Annotated in this window: 20 protein-coding genes and 4 tRNA genes; 15 read left to right on the top strand and 9 right to left on the bottom strand. The window is 71.6% G+C overall.

What is annotated here, in order from left to right:
* Window positions 1-74 precede the first annotated feature (74 nt).
* The gene (locus QFW81_RS04410; RefSeq protein ID WP_280577364.1) at window positions 75-425 is read right to left on the bottom strand and encodes a DUF2069 domain-containing protein; all 351 of its coding nucleotides are present in this window, start codon (window positions 423-425) and stop codon (window positions 75-77) included.
* Window positions 422-1,012 carry an NAD(P)H:quinone oxidoreductase gene (gene wrbA / locus QFW81_RS04415; protein ID WP_280577365.1) on the bottom strand — a complete coding sequence of 197 codons (591 nt, stop codon included), beginning with the start codon at window positions 1,010-1,012 and terminating at the stop codon, window positions 422-424. The genes QFW81_RS04410 and wrbA overlap by 4 nt, the downstream gene beginning before the upstream one ends.
* Window positions 1,013-1,101: 89 nt before the next feature.
* On the opposite strand from wrbA, the gene QFW81_RS04420 reads away from it, so the two are divergent.
* Genes QFW81_RS04420 through QFW81_RS04430 form a run of 3 tightly spaced genes read left to right on the top strand, consistent with a single transcriptional unit; the run spans window position 1,102 to window position 3,274 of the window.
* Window positions 1,102-2,376 carry a YihY family inner membrane protein gene (locus QFW81_RS04420; RefSeq protein WP_280577366.1) on the top strand — a complete coding sequence of 425 codons (1,275 nt, stop codon included), beginning with the start codon at window positions 1,102-1,104 and terminating at the stop codon, window positions 2,374-2,376.
* Entirely contained in the window at window positions 2,373-3,005 is a 633-nt protein-coding gene (locus tag QFW81_RS04425) for a TlpA family protein disulfide reductase (protein WP_280577367.1), read from the top strand. Before QFW81_RS04420 ends, QFW81_RS04425 begins: the two co-directional genes overlap by 4 nt.
* Complete coding sequence (locus tag QFW81_RS04430; protein WP_280577368.1) at window positions 3,005-3,274, top strand: acylphosphatase; 270 nt, start codon at window positions 3,005-3,007, stop codon at window positions 3,272-3,274. The genes QFW81_RS04425 and QFW81_RS04430 overlap by 1 nt, the downstream gene beginning before the upstream one ends.
* A 128-nt stretch (window positions 3,275-3,402) precedes the next feature.
* Here the strand turns inward: QFW81_RS04430 and QFW81_RS04435 are convergent, their stop codons facing one another.
* From QFW81_RS04435 to hemA, 7 genes are all read right to left on the bottom strand, one after another.
* The gene (locus tag QFW81_RS04435; RefSeq protein WP_280577369.1) at window positions 3,403-3,861 is read right to left on the bottom strand and encodes a hypothetical protein; all 459 of its coding nucleotides are present in this window, start codon (window positions 3,859-3,861) and stop codon (window positions 3,403-3,405) included.
* A complete protein-coding gene (gene ppk2, locus QFW81_RS04440; protein WP_280577370.1) occupies window positions 3,858-4,634 on the bottom strand; it encodes a polyphosphate kinase 2 in 777 nt (258 codons plus the stop codon). Before ppk2 ends, QFW81_RS04435 begins: the two co-directional genes overlap by 4 nt.
* Before the next feature lie 151 nt (window positions 4,635-4,785).
* The gene (moaB, locus tag QFW81_RS04445; protein WP_280577371.1) at window positions 4,786-5,310 is read right to left on the bottom strand and encodes a molybdenum cofactor biosynthesis protein B; all 525 of its coding nucleotides are present in this window, start codon (window positions 5,308-5,310) and stop codon (window positions 4,786-4,788) included.
* Window positions 5,311-5,357: 47 nt separating this feature from the next.
* Window positions 5,358-7,079, bottom strand: coding sequence for an O-linked N-acetylglucosamine transferase, SPINDLY family protein (locus QFW81_RS04450; protein WP_280577373.1), 1,722 nt, complete (start codon window positions 7,077-7,079; stop codon window positions 5,358-5,360).
* A gap of 13 nt (window positions 7,080-7,092) precedes the next feature.
* Window positions 7,093-7,539, bottom strand: a complete 447-nt coding sequence (locus QFW81_RS04455) for a GNAT family N-acetyltransferase (RefSeq protein ID WP_280577374.1) — start codon at window positions 7,537-7,539, stop codon at window positions 7,093-7,095.
* 3 nt (window positions 7,540-7,542) lie between these two features.
* On the bottom strand, window positions 7,543-8,628 hold the full coding sequence (gene prfA, locus QFW81_RS04460) for a peptide chain release factor 1 (RefSeq protein ID WP_280577375.1): 1,086 nt from the start codon (window positions 8,626-8,628) through the stop codon (window positions 7,543-7,545).
* The gene (hemA, locus tag QFW81_RS04465) at window positions 8,606-9,904 is read right to left on the bottom strand and encodes a glutamyl-tRNA reductase (protein ID WP_280577376.1); all 1,299 of its coding nucleotides are present in this window, start codon (window positions 9,902-9,904) and stop codon (window positions 8,606-8,608) included. Before hemA ends, prfA begins: the two co-directional genes overlap by 23 nt.
* 94 nt (window positions 9,905-9,998) lie before the next feature.
* Here hemA and QFW81_RS04470 point away from each other — a divergent pair, with 94 nt between their 5' ends.
* The 12 genes from QFW81_RS04470 (at window position 9,999) to tuf (ending at window position 19,139) form a co-directional block, all read left to right on the top strand.
* On the top strand, window positions 9,999-11,687 hold the full coding sequence (locus tag QFW81_RS04470; RefSeq protein ID WP_280577377.1) for a tetratricopeptide repeat protein: 1,689 nt from the start codon (window positions 9,999-10,001) through the stop codon (window positions 11,685-11,687).
* Window positions 11,684-12,691: a lipoprotein insertase outer membrane protein LolB gene (gene lolB / locus QFW81_RS17725; protein ID WP_425603971.1), complete on the top strand. Its 1,008-nt coding sequence runs from the start codon at window positions 11,684-11,686 to the stop codon at window positions 12,689-12,691. The genes QFW81_RS04470 and lolB overlap by 4 nt, the downstream gene beginning before the upstream one ends.
* A gap of 2 nt (window positions 12,692-12,693) precedes the next feature.
* Window positions 12,694-13,569 carry a 4-(cytidine 5'-diphospho)-2-C-methyl-D-erythritol kinase gene (gene ispE / locus QFW81_RS04480; protein WP_280577378.1) on the top strand — a complete coding sequence of 292 codons (876 nt, stop codon included), beginning with the start codon at window positions 12,694-12,696 and terminating at the stop codon, window positions 13,567-13,569.
* Window positions 13,570-13,665: 96 nt separating this feature from the next.
* Window positions 13,666-13,741: transfer RNA gene (locus tag QFW81_RS04485), tRNA-Gln, on the top strand.
* 99 nt (window positions 13,742-13,840) lie between these two features.
* Window positions 13,841-14,800, top strand: coding sequence for a ribose-phosphate diphosphokinase (locus tag QFW81_RS04490; RefSeq protein WP_280577379.1), 960 nt, complete (start codon window positions 13,841-13,843; stop codon window positions 14,798-14,800).
* A 78-nt stretch (window positions 14,801-14,878) separates the two neighbouring features.
* Window positions 14,879-15,538, top strand: a complete 660-nt coding sequence (locus tag QFW81_RS04495) for a 50S ribosomal protein L25/general stress protein Ctc (protein ID WP_280577380.1) — start codon at window positions 14,879-14,881, stop codon at window positions 15,536-15,538.
* Window positions 15,539-15,655: 117 nt separating this feature from the next.
* The gene (gene pth / locus QFW81_RS04500) at window positions 15,656-16,237 is read left to right on the top strand and encodes an aminoacyl-tRNA hydrolase (protein ID WP_280577382.1); all 582 of its coding nucleotides are present in this window, start codon (window positions 15,656-15,658) and stop codon (window positions 16,235-16,237) included.
* A gap of 75 nt (window positions 16,238-16,312) precedes the next feature.
* Entirely contained in the window at window positions 16,313-17,404 is a 1,092-nt protein-coding gene (gene ychF / locus QFW81_RS04505; RefSeq protein WP_280577383.1) for a redox-regulated ATPase YchF, read from the top strand.
* A gap of 139 nt (window positions 17,405-17,543) precedes the next feature.
* A tRNA-Tyr gene (locus tag QFW81_RS04510) sits at window positions 17,544-17,629 on the top strand.
* Window positions 17,630-17,661: 32 nt separating this feature from the next.
* Window positions 17,662-17,735 (top strand) — tRNA-Gly (locus QFW81_RS04515).
* Between the two features lie 47 nt (window positions 17,736-17,782).
* A tRNA-Thr gene (locus QFW81_RS04520) sits at window positions 17,783-17,858 on the top strand.
* A gap of 90 nt (window positions 17,859-17,948) precedes the next feature.
* A complete protein-coding gene (tuf, locus tag QFW81_RS04525; protein WP_280577385.1) occupies window positions 17,949-19,139 on the top strand; it encodes an elongation factor Tu in 1,191 nt (396 codons plus the stop codon).

A 19,139-nucleotide genomic window follows, 5' to 3' on the forward strand; every position in this document is an offset into this window, starting at 1 on the left:
TCCTCCCTTGCGCGCGCCTGCACGTCGGGTGTCGGGTGGGCCGGCCCGCAGGCCCGGCGTGGAATGCGGGGACATCACGCGCGCCTGCGGCCGAAGCGCGCGCGCAGCCCGGGCCAGCTCGAAGCGAACACGAGCAGCACCGAGAGTGCGGTCGCGGCCAGCGCGAAGCCGCGCTCGCCCGGCTCCGACCATGCCGTCATCACCGCGTGGCAGAACAGCAGCAGGCCCAGCACGCCGGCCCAGAACGCGGCACGACCGCTGCCGGCCAGCACGCCTGCCAGCAGCAGCAGCAGCGGCAGCACGAACACCAGCAGCGCGGCCAGCATGTGGCGGTCGCCGGCGAACCAGGCCGCGTACAGCGCGGCCAGCGCGGCCAGCACCGCGGCCAGGCCAGGGCGCCTGCGGCGCACCGCGCCCTCGATCACCGCAGTCGTCCGGCGAGCATGGCGATGCGGCGGCCGAGCGCGCGCGCGAGCGCCGCTTCGTCCTCGCTCGGCGTGGGATCGTCGGCCTGGCCGGCGACATGGCTGGCGCCGTAGGGCGTTCCGCCGGTGCGCGTGCTCGTCAGCTGCGGCTCGGTATAGGGGATGCCGGCGATCACGCAGCCGTGGTGCAGGAGCGGCAGCAGCATGCTCAGCAGGGTCGATTCCTGGCCGCCGTGCATCGATGCGGTGGACGTGAACACGCCCGCCGGCTTGCCCACCAGGGTGCCGCTGGCCCATTCGGCACTCAGCCCGTCCAGGAAGTGCTTCAGGGGTGCGGCCATGTTGCCGAAGCGGGTAGGGCTGCCGAGCAGCAGGCCGGCGCATTCGTCCAGGTCGGCGCGCTCGACATAGGGCGCGCCCGACTCCGGCACCGGGGGCGCGGCCACCTGCGTCACCGGCGCCACCGGCGGCACGGTGCGCAGCCGCGCCGCCATGCCGGGCACTTCGCCGATCCCGCGCGCCACCTGACGCGCCAGCTGCGCCACCGAGCCGTTGCGGCTGTAGTAGAGCACCAGGATGTCGGTCATGCGCGTCTCCGCCGGCGGGGGCGCCATTCTGACAGGCTTTGCCGCCGCCCTCACGGCGGCTGCCGCGCGCGCTTTGCTACGCTTCGCCGATGCAGCCGCTGGCGACGTTCAACCTGTGGATGGACCGCGCCCGCGATCGCGAGCGCGCCGGCACGTTCGCACGCTTCCTTGCGCGCCGGTTCCTCGACGACCGTCTGTTCCAGGCCGCGGCCGCGCTGGCCTACACCACGATCTTCGCGCTGGTGCCGCTGGCGATCGTGGTCCTGGGCGTGCTGTCGGCCTTTCCCGTGTTCGGCGAATGGCGCGAGCAGCTGACCGAGTACATCTTCTCCAACTTCGTGCCGAGCGCGGCCAGCACGGTGAAGGAGACCCTGCTGCGGCTGGTGGGGGACGCCACCACGATCACCGTCGCCGGCGCGGTGGGCCTGATCGTGTCGCTGCTGATCACGCTCAACAGCATCGAGACCACGTTCAACCAGATCTGGCGGGTGCCCTCGTCGCGGCCGCAGCTCGGACGCTTCCTCGTGTACTGGACCGTGCTCACGCTCGGCGCGCTGCTGTCGGCGGCGTCGCTGGCGATGTCCGCCTGGGTATTCGCGCTGCCCGTGTTCGCCACCAGCGAAGGTCGCCTGCTGTCCGGGCTGGCGCTGCGCGTGGCACCGGTGCTGATCGAGGTGCTGGTGATCACCTCGCTGTACCGTGTGGTGCCGCACCGCTCTGTGGCGCTGCGGCATGCGTTCGCCGGCGCGCTGCTGGCCACGCTGCTGCTGGAGCTGGTGAAGTGGGGGCTCGGCATCTACCTCGGCACGTTCACCACCTACCAGCGCATCTACGGCGCGCTGGCGGCGCTGCCGATCCTGATGATCTGGATCTACCTGGGCTGGATCTCGATCCTGCTCGGGGCCTCGTTCGCCTCGGCGGTGTCCGCGTTCCGCTACCAGCCGGCGGCGATGCGCCTGCCCGAAGGCTACGAACTGTACGGTCTGCTGCGCCTGCTGGGACGCTTCGCCGAGGCGCGGCGGCGCGGCCGCGGGCTGCATACCGACGACATGCTCGAGATCGAGCCGATGCTCACCGACAGCCAGCTCAAGCAGTTCCTCGGGCAGCTGGCGAAGATCGACCTGCTCAAGCGCGCCGAGAGCGGCGAATGGCTGCTCGCACGCGACCTGGATTCGCTGACGCTGGCCGACCTGTACGAAGCCTGCCAGCTGCGCGTCCCGGTCACGGAGGCCTGGCTGCCCTGTCGCGACGACGCGCTCGGCGCCGCCGCCATCGCCGCGCTCGACGAACTGCGCCTGCCGCTGCGCGCGCTGCTCAAGCGCAACGTCGCCCACATCTATCCGTCCAGAGGTGAAACCGCATGAAGCTGCAGGCCCCCGGCATCCTCCTCCTCGCGCTGCTGCTGGCCGCCTGCCAGCCCGCCACCGGACCGGAGGCCGACACCGCGCCGGCGCCGGACAACGCCAGCGGCCCGGCGGACGGCGATGCGCCGGCGCCCGCCGACGCCGTGCCGACCGACGCGGATGCCGCGCGTCCCGACGAACCCGGCCTGCAGGTGGCCACCATCGACGGTGGCGAGTACGACCTCGCCGACCATCGCGGCAAGTGGGTGGTGGTGAATTTCTGGGCGACGTGGTGCTCGCCCTGCCTGAAGGAGATGCCCGAGCTGTCGGCGCTGCACACGATGCGCGAGCACATCAGCGTCGTCGGCCTGGCGTACGAGGAGATCGACGTCCCGTCGATGCAGTCCTTCCTCGACGAGCATCCGGTGGCATACCCGATCGCGATCATCGACGTGTACGCCCCGCCCGCTGACTTCGAGACCCCGCGCGGGCTGCCGATGACCTATCTGATCGCGCCCGACGGCAAGGTCGCGCGCCAGTTCCTCGGCCCGGTCACGGCCAAGGAGATCGAGACCGCGATCGAAAGCAGCGGCGGACCCGCGCTCGACACGCTGCCGGGCGTGGCGCCGGAGGCGGACGAGGCCGCCTGATGGCCGCCGCGCGGTTCCGCGTCGAAGGACGCGTCCAGGGCGTGGGCTTCCGCGCCGCGACGCGCGCGCAGGCCCTCGTACTCGGCCTGCGCGGGTACGCGCGCAATCTGGCGGACGGTGGCGTCGAGATCGTGGCCGAGGGCGGGCCCGACGCGCTGGATGCGCTGGCCCGATGGCTGGAGGACGGACCGCCGACGGCGCAGGTGGAGCGTGTCGGGCGCTTCGTCCATGCCGAGAACGACCCGGGTCCCGGATTCGACATCCGCTGATCCGCTGCGCGCGTCCGCATTGACGGAGAGTGTGGAGCTGCGACCGCACGGCGCCGTGTCGATGGAAGCATGGGGAGCGAGGTCCCGCATCCCGGCGGTCGCCACGCGCAGGCTGCGATGGCGAAGGGTCAGCGGGGCGGGATGGCGCCCGACGGTTCCGTGACCGGCGGCGATTCACCTTCGCCATGCAGCCGCACTGCGCGGTCGCGCTGCGCCTCGTCCAGTGGCGGCGGTCGTGCCTGCGCGCCGACGATCTGGTCCTGCCAGCCGGGGAGGCGGCGGATGCCTCCGGCTGCCAGCTCCAGCCCCCGGTTGATGCCCATCTGCACCAGCCCACCACGCAACCCGATCTCTTCCAGGCCCGGCGGCTCGTCCCAGTCGCGCGAGAACACGGTGTCCTCGACCCTCACCGGATTACGGAAGGCGAACGGATCCTCGCGTATGCGCTGGCCGATCACGCGCACCGGTGCGAGTTCGCGCATGGTCCCGGTCGCGTCGCGTGACGTGCCCGCGTCGTCCTGGGCCACGGCCGCGCCGCCGCCACTGGCGGCGATCGCCGTGGCCAGCAGCATCCGCGCCGCGGTCACGCGCGAAACGCGGGCAGCGGGTGCAGCACGCCATAGCGCTCGCGGCGCGGCCTGCCGGCCAGCGGCGGCAGGTCGAGGTCGGGCGGCGGTACGTGGGTGTCGGGCAGGCGGTCGAGCAGGTCGCGGATCAGGGTCAGGCGTCCGCGCTTCTGGTCGTTGAAATCCACCAGCGTCCAGGGCGCATGCCGGGTGTGGGTGGCGGCCAGCATCGTCTCGCGCGCGCGGGTGTAGTCGTCGTAGCGCACGCGCGCCTCGACATCGACCGGCGACAGCTTCCAGCGCTTGAGCGGATCGCACAGCCGCTCCTGGAACCGCTCCTCCTGGCGCGCCTGGTCGCAGCACAGCCAGTACTTGAACAGCAGGATGCCGTCGTCCACCAGTTGCCGCTCGAACACCGGCGCCTGGCGCAGGAACGCCTTGACCTGGGCCGCCGTCGCGAAGCCCATGACCTGCTCCACCCCGGCGCGGTTGTACCAGCTGCGATCGAACAGGGCGAGCTCGCCCGCGGCCGGCAGGTGCGGCACGTAGCGCTGGAAATACCACTGGCCAGATTCGCGTTCGTTGGGCCTGGGCAGCGCCACCACCCGGCACTGGCGCGGGTTGAGCTGGTCGGCGATGGCACCGATCGCGCCACCCTTGCCGGCGGTGTCGCGTCCTTCGAAGATCACCAGCAGGCGCTTGCCCGCATGCTGCAGCCAGCGGGACAGGGCGACCAGCTCGACCTGCATCGGCGCCAGCGCCGCTTCGTATTCCTTGCGCTTGAGGGGCTTCATCGCGGGGCTCCATGCATGCGGCCGCGTGCCGCGGCGTCGCGGTGGACCAGGTGTCCCCGCCGCACCCTGCGGCATCCGCGATGCGGCCAACGCCGGCCCTCGACGCAGGCCGGCCACGGCGCGCCGGCACCCCGGGGGAGCGGCAGACCGGTCAGGACGCCTCCGACAGCCGCGGCCGCAGCGTGGCCAGATTGCACGGCCGCGTGCGCGCGTCGAGCTGGTCGCGAAGGATCCTGTCCCATGCGGTGCGGCATGCGGACGTCGAGCCGGGCAGGGCGAACAGGAAGGTGGCGTTCGCCAGCCCGGCGAATGCGCGCGACTGCAGCGCCGAGGTGCCGATCTCGTCGAACGACAGCGCGCGGAACAGTTCGCCGAACCCCGGCATCTGCTTGTCCAGCAGCGGCAGCAGCGCCTCGGGCGTCGAATCGCGGCCGGTGAACCCGGTGCCGCCCGTCACCAGGATGCCGTCGACCGCAGGGTCGGCGATCCACTTCGACACCAGCGCGCGCAGGGCGTAGCGATCGTCGGGCAGCAGGGCGCGTTCGTGCAGGCGGTGGCCCGCGGCCTCGAGCGAGGCGGCCAGGTAGTCGCCCGATGCGTCCTCGGCCAGCGTGCGCGAGTCGGACACCGTGAGCACGCACAGCGCCAGCGGAATCGTCTCGTCGGAAGCGGTCATGACCGCAGCCTACCGCAGTCTGCCGGGCGGCGGCAGCGGGTGGTTGCTCAGGCGCCGGGGCGCGGCGCGGCGGATGCGGCGAGCCCGTGCGCCAGCGCCGCGAAGTCGCGCGCGAATCCCGCCATGTCGAACAGGCCGGAGTGCGCGCGCGCATCGGCCAGGCGCCTGCGCAGGGCGCTTCGCGCGTCCGCGTCCTGCGCCAGCCCGATGGCGCGCGCGACGAACGCCTCGTCGCTGTCGACATTCATCTCGTGCAGGCCGAGGTGGTGGTTGAGGCTGCCGGCCACGCGCGAGGCGAACGTATCGCCCGGGCAGGTGAGCACCGGGCATCCGGCCCACAGCGCATCCGATGCGGTGGTGTGCGCGTTGTAGGGATGGGTGTCGAGGAACAGGTCGGCCAGCTGCAGCCGGGCCATGTAGTCCGGGTGCGGCTGCTTGGCCATGAACACCAGTCGCGCGGGATCGACGCCCGCGGCCCGGGCCACGTCGCGCAGGCGCGCATCGGAACCGCCCGGCCCGGACAGTAGCCACAGCACGCTCCCGGGTGCGCCGCGCAGCACCGCCAGCAGGCGCGCGACGCTGGCGGGATTGAGCTTGTAGCTGTTGTTGAAACAGCACAGCACGGTGGCATCGTCCGGCAGGCCGCACCCGTCACGCGCGGGCGGCGCGGGCAGGGCGCGCGAGGTGTCGGACGGCTGGAAGCAGCGCGGCAGCCACGCCACCTGTTCGGAGAAATGCGGCGCCAGCGCTTCGGGCAGGACGAAGCGGTCGGCGACGACATGGTCGATCCAGGGCGCGCCACTGGTGCCGGGGTACGCCAGCCAGTTCACCTGCACCGGCGCCGGCCGCATCGCCAGCACCTCAGGCCGGCCGCCGCCGCCCCAGCCGCGCAGGTCGAACAGCACGTCGATGCTCGCGGCGCGTACTCCCTGCGCGGCCCGGGCGTGGTGCATGCCGGCCAGGTCGTGCCAGCGTGCGACGGCGCGCAGCCGGTGCGCGATCGTGCTGCCATCGTCGTCGGCGAGTGCGAACAGATGCGCCTCGACGTCCGGCTGCGCGCGCAGCGCTTCGAAGAACGCCACCGTCAGCAGTCCGGTCGGATGGGCGCCGAATCCGTTGGACATGAAGCCCAGCCGCAGCGGCCCCGGGGCGCGCGATGGTGGCGGTGGCAGCGGACGCACCGCCCGTGCGAGCCCCGCGGCACGCAGGCGTGCGCAGCGCAGCTGTTCGGCGGGCGACGCGTCTTCGCTCAGGAAGGCGAAGGGCTCGATCGCCGGTTCGCCTGCGGCCACTGCGGCGCGTACCTGTGCGGACAGCGCATCCAGCCCGCGCCAGTCGCACAGCCTGCGGCGCCATGCCAGCAGGTAGGCCGCGATCCCGGCAGAGTCGGGCATCAGCGCATGCGCGCGGGCGTAGGCCTCGTTTGCCGCTTCGGCCTCACCGGTGTCTTCCAGCACGTGCGCCAGCCACACGGCGATGCCGACATGCCGGGGCGCATGGCGCGCCGCCTCGCGCAGGCTCGCGGCGGCGTCGGCATGTCGGCCGAGCATCCACTGCGCGCGCCCCAGCCGCGCCAGCGCCTCCGGATGTCCCGGCGCCAGCTGGAGCGCGCGCCGCGCGGCGGCGATGCAGGCCCGCGCGTCGCCGGCCTCGACCTCGGCATCGGCGAGCAGGATCCAGGCGAAGGCATTGCCGGGCTCGCGCTGCACCGCGGCGCGGGACTGCGCGCGCGGATCGCCGGCGCCGGTCACCGCCGGGCGTCCCGACATGGGGAAGTGGCGCTCAGGCCAGCGACAGCGAGTACCATTGGGTCGCGTCCTCGCGCCAGCCGGCGGCGCGGTAGGTGGCGCGGGCCGCGGCGTTGTCGCGCCCGGTCTCGAGCTGGATGCCCGCAGCGCCGTCCGCGCGGGCGAAGGCGGCGGCCGCGTCCAGCAGCGCGCGGGCGACGCCCTGGCGCCGCGTGGCGGGCAGCACGAACAGGTCGTTGAGGATCCAGGTGCGCGCCATGCGCACCGAAGAAAACATCGGATAGAGCTGGGCGAAGCCCACGGCCGCGGCGCCCTGGCGCGCCACCAGCACCTTCGATTCGCCGAAGCGCAGGCGGCTGCGCAGCCATTCTCGCGCGGCGGGAACATCGGACGCCTGGCCATAGAACTGGCGGTAGGCGTCGAACAGCGCGGCGAGCGCGTCGAGGTCGGCCGGCTGCGCGGCGGTGATGGTGGCGCTCATCGGTCAGGTGTCCCGGGTCAGTTGCGCCAGCGCGTCGGCCTGGTGCTCGCGCGACAGGCGCTCGACCAGCGCGTCGAGCTGGCCCTCGAGCACGTTCGGCAGGTCGTACAGGGTCAGTCCCTCGACCCGATGGTCGGTGATGCGGCCCTGCGGATAGTTGTAGGTGCGGATGCGCTGGCTGCGGTCGCCGCTGCCGACCTGCAGCTTGCGGCTGGCGGCGGTGGCCGCGGTGCGGCGTTCGGCCTCGGCCTCGGCGAGCATGGCGCGCAGGCGCTTCATCGCCTTGTCGCGGTTGGCGTGCTGGCTGCGCTCGGTCTGCGACTCCACCACGACGCCGCTGGGCAGGTGGGTGATGCGGATCGCCGAATCGGTCTTGTTGACGTGCTGGCCGCCGGCGCCGGAGGAGCGGAAGGTGTCGACCTTCAGGTCGGCCGGATTGATCTCGACCGGCTCGCCGTCCTCCTCGACCGGGATGATCGCCACCGTCGCGGCCGAGGTATGGATGCGCCCCTGCGATTCGGTCTCGGGCACGCGCTGCACGCGGTGGGTGCCCGACTCGAACTTCAGCCGCGCGTAGGCGCCTTCGCCCTCGACCCGCGCGATCGCCTCTCTGAAGCCGCCGTGCTCGCCCGGGCTGGCCGATTCGACCTCCACCCGCCAGCCCTGGCGTTCGGCATAGCGCGTGTACATGCGCAGCAGGTCGCCGGCGAAGATCGCCGCCTCGTCGCCGCCGGTGCCGGCGCGGATCTCCAGGTACAGGCCGCCCTCGTCGCGGGCGTCGCGCGGGACCAGCTGCGCCATCAGCGCCGCATCCAGGTCGGCCAGACGGGCGTCGGCCGCGGCGATCTCTTCCTCGGCCAGTTCGCGCAGTTCCGGATCGCCGCGCATGGCCTCGGCCGCCGCGAGGTCCGCCTGCGCCTGACGCTCGTCCGCCAGCGCCGAGGCCAGCGGTTCCAGCCGTGCGAACTCGCGCGACAGGGCGCGGAAGCGCGTCTGGTCGCCGGCGACCCCGGGATCGGCGAGCAGGCGTTCGAGTTCGTCGCGGCGTTCGGCCAGCGCGTCCAGCTTACGGCGCAGGGTCGGCAGCATCGGCGTCGCGCGGTTCGGGGGGCAGCAGCTCGTCGAACGAGCGCAGGAAGTCGAGGTTGCCGCTGGACACCGCCTCGCGCATGGCGGCGGTCGGCGCGTGCAGCAGCCGGTTGGTGAGGGCATGCGCGAGCTGGTCGATCACCGCGTGCGGATCCTGTCCGCCGGCCAGCTGCTGGCGCGCGCGGGCCAGCAGTTCGGCGCGGGTCGCCTCGCCGTGGGCGCGCAGCCGCTTGAGCGGCGCGTTGCGCGCGCCGAAGGCCAGGGCCTCGGCGTAGCGGGACACCTGCAGGTCGATGATCGCCTCGGCATCCTGCGCCGCCTCGCTGCGGCTGCGACGGTTGTGCTCGACCACGCGGTCGAGGTCGTCGACGGTGTAGACGAAGGCGTCTTCGAGCTCGGCGACGTCGGCGGCGATGTCGCGCGGCACCGCCAGGTCCATCAGCAGCATCGGCCGCCGCTTGCGCAGCGACAGCGCGTGCGCGATCTGCGGCCGGGTGAGGATCGGCGACTGGCTGGCCGTGGCGGAGAACACGATGTCGGCCAGGAACAGGTGGCGCTCGAGTTCGTCCAGCGGCAGCGCCACCGCGCCGTACCGCGCCGCCAGCTCCTGCGCGTGCGAGAAGGTGCGGTTGGCGACCAGCAGCCGCTTCACCCGTGCCTGCGAGAGGTGGCGCGCGGTCAGCTCGATGGTCTCGCCCGCACCGACCAGCAGCACCACCGAATCGGCCGGCCGTGCGAACGATTCCTGCGCCAGGCGCACCGCGAGCGAGGCCACCGAGACCGGGCTGCTGCCGATCCGGGTTTCGGTGCGCGCGCGCTTGGCGGTGACGAAGGCGTGCTGGAACAGGCGGTCGAGCTCGCCGCCCAGGGTCCCGGCGCTGCGCGCCATGGCCCAGGCCTGCTTGACCTGGCCGAGGATCTGCGGCTCACCCAGTACCAGCGAATCCAGGCCGCAGGCGACCCGGAACAGGTGGCGCACGGCGGCGTCGCCGGCGTGGCGATAGAGGTAGGCGTGCAGGTCGTAGGCGGCGTGGCTGTCGTCGCCGTGGTCGCGCGGGTGGGTGGCCAGCCAGTCGGCCAGCCGGCGGCCGTCGCCATCGGCCAGCGCGTACAGTTCGGTGCGGTTGCAGGTCGACAGCAGCGCCACCTCGCGCACGCCCGGCAACTCGCGCAGCTGCGCCAGCGCCGCCGGCACGGCGGCGTCGCCGAAGGCCACGCGCTCGCGCAGCGCGACCGGGGCGGTCTGGTGGTTGATGCCGAGGGCGTAGAGGGTCATGCGTGGCTGGCGGGCCCGGCGGCGTGGCCGTTCAGGCGCTTGCGATAAGCTTTCGGAATTCAGACGCCCTCATTTTAAGGCCCGGCCGACGTCGATGCCCGCTTTTCAGAACTCCGTCCGCCGGATCGTGCTGGGTGCCGGCCTGCTGGCCTGCCTCGTTCCCCTCCATTCGGCGGCCGCGCCGGCGCGCGATCCGCTGCGCGAGGACGTGCTCGGCGCCACCCTGGCCGGGGAGTACGCCCTCCAGGCCGGTCGGCTGGACGAGGCGGCCGGGTGGTACCTGGACGCCGCGCGCGCTGCCGGCGACGGGGACGCCGGGCTGGCCGAACGCGCCACCCGGATCGCGCTGCTGGGCCAGGACGATCGCGCCGCCGAGCAGGCTTTGGCGCTGTGGCAGGCGCGCGCGCCGGAATCGCTCGCGATGCGCGCGGCGGAGGCCACGCTGGCGCTGCGCACCGGCCGGACCCGGGTCGCGCAGCGGCAGTTGCGGGCGCTCATGGCCGACCCCGATCCCGCCGGCTGGCGCCACGCGCTGGCGGTGATCGCCACCGGTCCACGCGAACAGGCGGCCTCGGCGCAGATGATGCGTCGCCTGTTCGACGACGGTGCGGTACCCGATACGCTTCCTGCCTGGCTCGCCTTCGGCGATCTGGCCCAGAGGCTGGACGAGGAGGAGCTCACCCGGCGCGTGATCGCCCGCATCGTGGAGCGTTTCCCGGGCGAGCCGCGGGTGGCGCTGCTGCGTGCCTCGCAGCTGCGCGAAGCTGGCGATCTGGACGGTGCGCGCGCGGCCCTGGGCGAAGCCGCCGACACGGCGGCGCGGGTGCCGGAACTGCGACTGGCGATGGCCGCCGAATACGATGCCCTCGGCGACCCGGCCGCGGCCGAGCAGCTGCTCGCCAGGGGTCCGCAGGACCGCCGCATCCAGGCCTTGCGCGCCTCGCTGCTGGCCAAGGCAGAGGACAAGACGTCGCTGGCGCGCCTCTACGACGAGCTGCGCCGCGATGCCACCAATCCCGAACCCGGTCACCGCCTGCTGCTGGGCCAGGTGGCGGAGTTCCTGGACCGCCACGCCGAGGCGCTGGAGTGGTACGAAAGCGTGCCCGGCGGCGAAGCGCGGCTGCAGGCCCGGCTGCAGGCGACCCATGTGCTGCACGACCTGGGCCGTCGCGACGAGGCCTACGCCGCCCTCCACCGGCTGCAGGTGGACGGCTCGATCAACGAGGATGCCCGCCGCGCGGCGTATCTGGTGGAGGGCGAACTGCGCGCGCGCGACCAGGACTTCGAGGCCGAGGGCGAGGCCTATGCGCGTGGCCTGGGCGACTGGCCCGACGAGCCCTCGCTGCTGTACGCCCGCGCCCTGATGTGGGAGCGTCGCGACGACATCCCGCGCGCCGAGGCCGACCTGCGCAAGATCCTGGTCGCCGACCCGGACAACGTCGCCGCGCTCAACGCGCTCGGCTACACCCTGGCCGACCGCACCGACCGCTATGCCGAAGCGCTGGAACTGATCGACCGCGCGCGCGTGGCCGAGCCGGGCAATGCCGCGATCATCGACAGCTACGGCTGGGTGCTCTACCGGCTCGGCCGCAGCGAGGAGGCGCTGGTGGAGCTGCGACGCGCCTACACCCTGCAGAAGGACGCCGAGATCGCCGCGCACATCGCCGAGGTGCTGTGGGTGCTGGGGCGTCGCGACGAAGCGCAACGGTACTTCGACGACGCGCGCCGGCTCGATCCGGACAACCGCTCGCTGCGTCGCGCGCTCGAGAATACCGGCGCATGAGCTGTCGCCTCGTCCACGCCCTCGCGGTCGCGTGCGTGTTGCTGCTGGGGGGCTGCGTCTCCGTTCCGCAGCGCCCACCCGTCCCGGTCGACATGGCTGCCGCGCGCGAGTCGGAGGCGCAGCGCGGGTCGCTCGTCGACTGGTCGCTGGAAGGACGGGTCGCGATCTCCAACGCCCGCCAGGGCGGCAGCGGGCGGCTCGACTGGGTGCAGCGCGGCGAGCGCTACGACCTCACCCTTTCCGCCCCGGTCACCCGGCAGGGCTGGCGCCTGAGCGGCGACGCGGCGTCGGCCCGGCTGGAAGGCGTCGAAGGCGGGCCGCGCGAGGGCGCGGATGTCGAAGCCCTGCTGTTCGGGGCGACCGGTTGGGAGATTCCCGTGCGCGCCATGGTCGACTGGGTGCGCGGCGTCGCCGCCCCGACCGGGCCGTACGGGCCGGCGCGGGTGGTGCACGGCGCCGGCAACTTGCCGACACGCCTGGAACAGGCGGGCTGGACGATCGAATACCGGGACTGGTTCGAGGCTGGCCCCGGCCAGCCGTCGCTCCCGCGCCGGATCGAGGCCAGCCGCGACCAGGCGCGGGTCAGGCTGGTGGTCGACGGCTGGACCGTGGTCCCCGGGGCGACCACCGCGCCGTCGCCATCCGACACGCGGCCGGCTCCGGACGCAATGCCGGAACCGGACGCGAACGCATCACCTGAGGCCCGCCTGGCCGCGAGCCTGCAGGCCCTGACGCTCGACGACCCGGCCGCCGACATGCGCGCGAACGCCCGGGCGGGCGACCTGCGGCCGGTCGGTGTCTGCGGCTTCGCCTGCCTCGCGCCTGGGTTTGGTCCGGAAGGCGGTGCGGCCCATGGCGTGCCGATGCGGATCCTCGACGGCACCGGCGATGTCGTGCGGGGCGAGGAGCACCTCGCGCTCAAGCACCGGGCCGAGGCGTACGCGCGCGCCTACAACGCCGCACTGGCCGTCCGGTTGCGCGCCCGGCCGCACGCCGCCGACTGACCATGGCGTCGTTCGACCCTGCGGACGGCTGGAGCGCCTGGCCAGCCCCCGCCAAACTGAACCTGTTCCTGCGCATCGCGCGTCGCCGCGACGACGGCTACCACGAGCTCCAGACCGTGTTCCGGCTGCTGGACTGGGGCGACACCGTCCATGTGCGGCTGCGCGACGACGGCCGCATCCGCCGCATCGGCGCTTCCGCCGGAGGCGTGGCGGAGGCGGACGATCTGCTGGTCCGCGCCGCGCGGCGGCTCCAGGCGGCAGCCAACGTCGCCCAAGGCGCCGACATCTCCGTCGAAAAACGGATTCCGGCAGGCGCAGGTTTCGGCGGCGGATCGTCCGATGCCGCCACCGTGCTGCGGGTGCTGGACCGGCGCTGGGGGCTCGATCTGGGGGTCGAAGGCCTTGCGGCGCTGGGGTTGGAACTGGGCGCGGATGTCCCGGTCTTCGTCCATGGCCGCAACGCCTGGGCCGAGGGAGTCGGCGAACGCCTGACCCCGGTGGACCTGGCACCGGCCTGGTACGTGCTGGTCGATCCGGCGGTCCACGCGGCCACCGCGGCGCTGTTCCAAGCTCCTGAATTGACGCGAAATGCGCCACCCGCGACAATATCCGACTTCGTTTCGGGAACTGGGCTCGGCAATGCGTTCGAGCTGGTGCTGCGCCGCCGCGAACCCGCCGTCGAGGCGGCGTTCGTGGCCCTGGCGCGGATCGGCACGCCGCGGTTGACCGGGTCGGGCAGTGGCTGCTTCGTCGAATTCGCCACCCGCGAAGACGCCGAGGTCGCGCTGGCGGACCTGCCGTCCGGCCTGCGGGCCTGGGTCGCGGCAGGTGCGTCGCGTTCGCCGCTGCTGGATGCGCTCGAAGCGGATGGATCCTGATGGGTGCCGGTCACGATCGGTGATGCTGGAAGCGGGCGTCCTTGCGCCGTCGCCTGCCGGATCACGATTGCCGGCGACGCATCCGGGCCCGACAACAGGGGCGTCGCCAAGTGGTTAAGGCACCGGGTTTTGATCCCGGCATGCGTAGGTTCGAATCCTTCCGCCCCTGCCAGACACATGTGGTGATCGGAATTCCGGAACCGGGCAGCGGCGCCCGCACCTCCGGCTTCACGATCCCCATTCCCTCCTCTCCAATTCCGGCAGCCATACCATGAAGGAAGATCGGAACCTGTTGATCTTCTCCGGCAACGCGAACCGGCCGCTGGCGCAGGCGGTGTGTCGCGAGCTGGGGGTGCGTCCGGGCAAGGCGCTGGTGTCGACGTTCTCCGACGGCGAGGCCCAGGTGGAGATCGAGGAGAACGTGCGCCGGCAGGACGTGTTCGTGATCCAGCCGACCAACGCGCCCTCGGCCGAGCACCTGATGGAGCTGCTGGCGCTGATCGACGCGCTCAAGCGCGCCTCGGCGGCCTCGGTGACCGCGGTGGTGCCGTACTTCGGCTATGCCCGCCAGGACCGGCGCATGCGCTCCTCGCGGGTGCCGATCACCGCCAAGCTGGTGGCGAAGATGTTCTCGGCCGCCGGTGCCGACGGCGTGCTGACGGTCGACCTGCATGCCGACCAGATCCAGGGCTTCTTCGACATCCCGGTCGACAACGTCTACGCCTCTCCGCTGCTGCTGGCCGACATCTGGCGCGCGCACGGCACCGACAACCTGATCGTGGTCTCGCCCGACGTCGGCGGCGTGGTGCGGGCCCGGGCCATCGCCAAGCGCCTGGACGACGCGGACCTGGCGATCATCGACAAGCGCCGGCCGAAGGCGAACGTCGCCACCGTGATGAACATCATCGGCGACGTGGAAGGCAAGACCTGCGTGCTGGTCGACGACATCGTCGACACCGCCGGCACCCTGTGCGCCGCCGCCGGCGCGCTCAAGGCCGATGGCGCGAACAAGGTCGTCGCCTACTGCACCCACCCGGTGCTGTCGGGCGCGGCGATCGACAACATCACCCGTTCCCAGCTCGACGAACTGGTGGTCACCGACACCATCCCGCTGACGGAGGCTGCCCGCGCCTGCGGCCGCATCCGCCAGCTCAGCGTCGCCGAGATGCTGGCCGAGACGATCCGCCGGGTCGCCTTCGGAGAATCCGTCAGTTCGCTCTACCTGGACTGACACCGCCGCTCACCTGGTCGCGGGTGAGCGTTTCCAACCGCCGCGAGGCGGTCTACTACGCAAAGAAGAGAAGCACACATGGCAACGACACATGAAATCAAGGTCGAGCGCCGCGAGGACGAAGGGAAGGGTGCGAGCCGCCGCCTTCGCCGCGCGGGCAAGATCCCGGCCATCGTCTACGGTGGCGACCTGAACCCGGTCAACATCCAGCTCGACCACGAGCCGGTGTGGCTGGCCAGCCAGAACGAGTGGTTCTATTCCTCGATCCTGGACCTGAGCCTGGGTGGCGACATCCAGAAGGTGCTGCTGCGCGACATGCAGCGTCACCCGTACAAGCAGCTGATCATGCACCTGGACTTCCAGCGCGTGAGCGAGGGCGAGACGCTGCGCACCGCGGTGCCGCTGCACTTCATCGGCGAGGACAAGTCGCCGGCCGGCAAGGCTGCCGAGGTGGTGGTGACGCACGAGCTCAACGAGGTCGTGGTCGAGTGCCTGCCCAAGGACCTTCCCGAGCACATCGAGGTCGACCTGTCGGACCTGGAGCTGGGCACCACGGTGCACCTGTCCGACCTCAAGCTGCCGTCGGGCGTCGAGATTCCAGAGCTGCGCCTGGGCAAGGAGCACGACGTGGCGGTGGTCGTGGCGCGCCATGGTCGCGTCGAGGCCGAGGAGACGGCGGAAGACGAGGATTCCGGCGACGTGCCGGCCAGCAAGGTCGGCAAGGAAGACGAGAAGTGATCCTCGCGTAGCGAAGGTCGTCCCGGGACGGCGGACGGGTGATCCCTCCACGGCAGCGCGCGCAGGCGCGTTCCGTCGGTGGGGGCGCTCCGTCCACCCCGGCCCGGGCTGTCTCCGATGGATGGACTGCGCCTCATCGTCGGCCTGGGCAACCCGGGCCGGGACTACGAGCGGACCCGGCACAACGCCGGGTTCCGTTTCGTCGACGCGCTCGCCGACAGGGCCGGTGTGCGCTTCGGCGTGGAGTCGAAGCTGTTCGGCGAAACGGCGAAGGCCGAAGTGGCGGGACGCGCGGTGTGGCTGCTCAAACCGGCCACGTTCATGAATCTCAGCGGCAAGTCCGTGACCGCGGCGCTGCGCTTCTGGAAGATCGAGCCCGAGCAGGCGCTGCTGGCGCACGACGAGCTCGACCTGCCGCCGGGCACGGCGCGGCTGAAGTTCGACGGCGGGCACGGCGGCCAGAACGGCCTGCGCGACACCATGAAGCTGCTCGGCCACGGGCGGTTCCATCGCCTCCGGATCGGCATCGGCCATCCCGGGCACAAGGACCGGGTGACGGGCTGGGTGCTGGGTCGGCCGGGCAGCGATGATGCGATCTTGATCGATCGTTCCATCGACGCCGCGCTCGACGTGCTGCCGCTGGCGGTCCACGGTGATTTCAACGAGGCGATGAAACGGCTGCACACGGGCAGGGACTAGGGGCTTGGGGAGTCCGGATTCGGCAGGCGCGCGCCTCCCGAGTCCCGACTCCCGAATTCCCACTCCCGGATCGTCATGGGCATCCAATGCGGCATCGTCGGCCTGCCGAACGTCGGCAAGTCGACCCTCTTCAACGCGCTGACCAAGGCGGGGATCGCGGCCGCGAATTTCCCGTTCTGCACCATCGAGCCGAACGTGGGCGTGGTCCCGGTGCCGGATCCGCGCCTGGGCGCGCTGGCCGGGATCGTCAAGCCCGAGAAGGTCGTGCCCACGGCGGTCGAGTTCGTCGACATCGCCGGCCTGGTCGCCGGCGCTGCCAGCGGCGAGGGCCTAGGCAACAAGTTCCTGGCCCACATCCGCGAGGTGGACGCGATCGCGCACGTGGTGCGCTGCTTCGAGCATGCCGACGTGATCCACGTCGCCAACCGGGTCGACCCGATCGCCGACATCGAGACCATCGATACCGAACTGGCGCTGGCCGACCTGGACAGCGTGGACAAGTCGATCGCGCGCTACGAGCGGGTGGCCAGGAGCGGCGACAAGGACGCCAAGGCGCGGATCGAGGTGCTGGGCAGGCTGCGCGCGGCGCTCGACCAGGGACGTCCGGCGCGCTCGGTCGCGCTGGCCGAGGACGAGCGGCCGCTGGTGCGCGAGCTGTTCCTGCTGACCATGAAGCCGGTGCTGTACATCGCCAACGTGCTCGAGGACGGCTTCGAGGGCAATGCGCACCTGGACGCCGTGCGCGCCCGGGCGGCGGGGGAGGGGGCGGAGGTGGTACCGGTCTCGGCCGCGATCGAGGAGGAGCTGAGCCAGCTCGACGATGCCGACCGCGACGAGATGCTGTCCAGCTACGGTCTCGAGGAGCCGGGTCTGAACCGGGTCATCCGCGCCGCCTACCGCCTGCTGGGCCTGCAGACCTACTTCACCGCAGGGGTGAAGGAAGTCCGGGCCTGGACGGTGAAGGCCGGATCCACCGCGCCGCAGGCGGCCGCGGTGATCCACACCGATTTCGAGAAAGGCTTCATCCGCGCCGAAACCATCGCCTACGACGACTTCATCCGCTACCGCGGCGAGGCCGGCGCGCGCGAGGCAGGACGCCTGCGCCTGGAGGGCAAGGAGTACCGTGTGCAGGAAGGCGACGTACTGCACTTCCGCTTCAACGTCTGAACCGGCCCGGGCGCCGCCCCGTTCGGGCCGTCGCCGGATCGGCCGCGCGGGCCGCAGCGGGCGCCGTGCAGGCGCGCGTTGACAGCGCCTCGACGCGTGGTCAAAATAACGGGCTGTTTCACGGGTTTGCGCGACGACCGGAGGGATACCCAAGCGGCCAACGGGGGCAGACTGTAAATCTGCTGGCTTACGCCTTCGGTGGTTCGAATCCACCTCCCTCCACCAGTCCCGTCAAAGCAGGCTCGAGTTTGTGCGGCGCGGGAGTAGTTCAATGGTAGAACCTCAGCCTTCCAAGCTGATGGTGCGGGTTCGATCCCCGTCTCCCGCTCCATTGCCCTGCTGCCGGTCCGACCCGCGCGACAGGCTTCAACACAATTCGCTCACGTAGCTCAGTCGGTAGAGCACCTCCTTGGTAAGGAGGAGGTCGATGGTTCGATTCCATTCGTGAGCACCATCCGCAGCGGGGTTGCCCCCGCGAGAGCCCGGCCGGCGCGGCCGGGCGTCCCACCAGCAGTCACACCAACCGTCAGCGAGAGTCACAGTCATGGCAAAGGGTAAGTTCGAGCGCACCAAGCCCCACGTGAACGTGGGCACGATTGGGCACGTGGACCACGGCAAGACGACGCTGACGGCGGCGCTGACGAAGATCGGTGCGGAGCGTTTCGGCGGCGAGTTCAAGGCTTACGACGCGATCGACGCGGCGCCTGAGGAGAAGGCGCGCGGGATCACGATCTCGACCGCGCACGTGGAGTACGAGTCCCCGAACCGGCATTACGCGCACGTGGACTGCCCGGGCCACGCGGACTACGTGAAGAACATGATCACGGGTGCGGCGCAGATGGACGGTGCGATCCTGGTGTGCTCGGCCGCGGACGGCCCGATGCCGCAGACGCGCGAGCACATCCTGCTGGCCCGTCAGGTGGGCGTGCCGTACATCGTGGTCTTCCTGAACAAGGCGGACATGGTGGACGACGCCGAACTGCTGGAGCTGGTGGAGATGGAAGTCCGCGAGCTGCTGAGCAAGTACGAGTTCCCGGGCGACGACACCCCGATCATCCACGGTTCGGCGCTCAAGGCGCTGGAAGGCGACCAGTCGGACATCGGCGTGCCTGCGATCATCAAGCTGGTCGAGGCGCTGGACAGCTGGATCCCGGAGCCGGAGCGCGACATCGACCGTCCGTTCCTGATGCCGGTGGAAGACGTGTTCTCGATCTCGGGCCGCGGCACGGTGGTGACCGGTCGTATCGAGCGCGGCGTGATCAAGGTGGGCGAGGAAATCGAGATCGTCGGTATCCGTCCGACCCAGAAGACCACGGTCACGGGCGTGGAGATGTTCCGCAAGCTGCTCGACCAGGGCCAGGCGGGCGACAACGCCGGCCTGCTGCTGCGCGGCACCAAGCGTGACGACGTGGAGCGCGGCCAGGTGCTGTGCAAGCCCGGCTCGATCGCGCCGCATACCGAGTTCGAGGCCGAGGTGTACGTGCTGTCGAAGGACGAGGGTGGCCGTCATACCCCGTTCTTCAAGGGTTACCGCCCGCAGTTCTACTTCCGCACGACCGACATCACCGGTGCGGTGACGCTGCCGGAGGGCACCGAGATGGTGATGCCGGGCGACAACGTGAAGATGGTGGTGTCGCTGATCAACCCGGTGGCGATGGACGAGGGCCTGCGTTTCGCGATCCGCGAGGGCGGCCGCACGGTCGGCGCCGGCGTGGTGGCGAAGATCCTGAAGTGA

Source organism: Luteimonas kalidii (genome assembly GCF_029887935.1).
Classification (GTDB): Bacteria; Pseudomonadota; Gammaproteobacteria; order Xanthomonadales; family Xanthomonadaceae; genus Luteimonas; species Luteimonas kalidii.

Bases quoted from the DNA above. Each gene is read 5' to 3' on its own strand.
- tuf (WP_280577385.1), top strand. From the start codon at position 17,949: ATGGCAAAGGGTAAGTTCGAGCGCACCAAGCCCCACGTGAACGTGGGC.
- QFW81_RS04420 (WP_280577366.1), top strand. From the start codon at position 1,102: ATGCAGCCGCTGGCGACGTTCAACCTGTGGATGGACCGCGCCCGCGAT.
- QFW81_RS04425 (WP_280577367.1), top strand. From the start codon at position 2,373: ATGAAGCTGCAGGCCCCCGGCATCCTCCTCCTCGCGCTGCTGCTGGCC.
- lolB (WP_425603971.1), top strand. From the start codon at position 11,684: ATGAGCTGTCGCCTCGTCCACGCCCTCGCGGTCGCGTGCGTGTTGCTG.
- ispE (WP_280577378.1), top strand. From the start codon at position 12,694: ATGGCGTCGTTCGACCCTGCGGACGGCTGGAGCGCCTGGCCAGCCCCC.
- ppk2 (WP_280577370.1), bottom strand. From the start codon at position 4,634: ATGAAGCCCCTCAAGCGCAAGGAATACGAAGCGGCGCTGGCGCCGATG.
- wrbA (WP_280577365.1), bottom strand. From the start codon at position 1,012: ATGACCGACATCCTGGTGCTCTACTACAGCCGCAACGGCTCGGTGGCG.
- pth (WP_280577382.1), top strand. From the start codon at position 15,656: ATGGATGGACTGCGCCTCATCGTCGGCCTGGGCAACCCGGGCCGGGAC.
- prfA (WP_280577375.1), bottom strand. From the start codon at position 8,628: ATGCTGCCGACCCTGCGCCGTAAGCTGGACGCGCTGGCCGAACGCCGC.
- QFW81_RS04430 (WP_280577368.1), top strand. From the start codon at position 3,005: ATGGCCGCCGCGCGGTTCCGCGTCGAAGGACGCGTCCAGGGCGTGGGC.
- moaB (WP_280577371.1), bottom strand. From the start codon at position 5,310: ATGACCGCTTCCGACGAGACGATTCCGCTGGCGCTGTGCGTGCTCACG.
- QFW81_RS04470 (WP_280577377.1), top strand. From the start codon at position 9,999: ATGCCCGCTTTTCAGAACTCCGTCCGCCGGATCGTGCTGGGTGCCGGC.
- hemA (WP_280577376.1), bottom strand. From the start codon at position 9,904: ATGACCCTCTACGCCCTCGGCATCAACCACCAGACCGCCCCGGTCGCG.
- QFW81_RS04450 (WP_280577373.1), bottom strand. From the start codon at position 7,079: ATGTCGGGACGCCCGGCGGTGACCGGCGCCGGCGATCCGCGCGCGCAG.
- ychF (WP_280577383.1), top strand. From the start codon at position 16,313: ATGGGCATCCAATGCGGCATCGTCGGCCTGCCGAACGTCGGCAAGTCG.
- QFW81_RS04490 (WP_280577379.1), top strand. From the start codon at position 13,841: ATGAAGGAAGATCGGAACCTGTTGATCTTCTCCGGCAACGCGAACCGG.
- QFW81_RS04495 (WP_280577380.1), top strand. From the start codon at position 14,879: ATGGCAACGACACATGAAATCAAGGTCGAGCGCCGCGAGGACGAAGGG.
- QFW81_RS04455 (WP_280577374.1), bottom strand. From the start codon at position 7,539: ATGAGCGCCACCATCACCGCCGCGCAGCCGGCCGACCTCGACGCGCTC.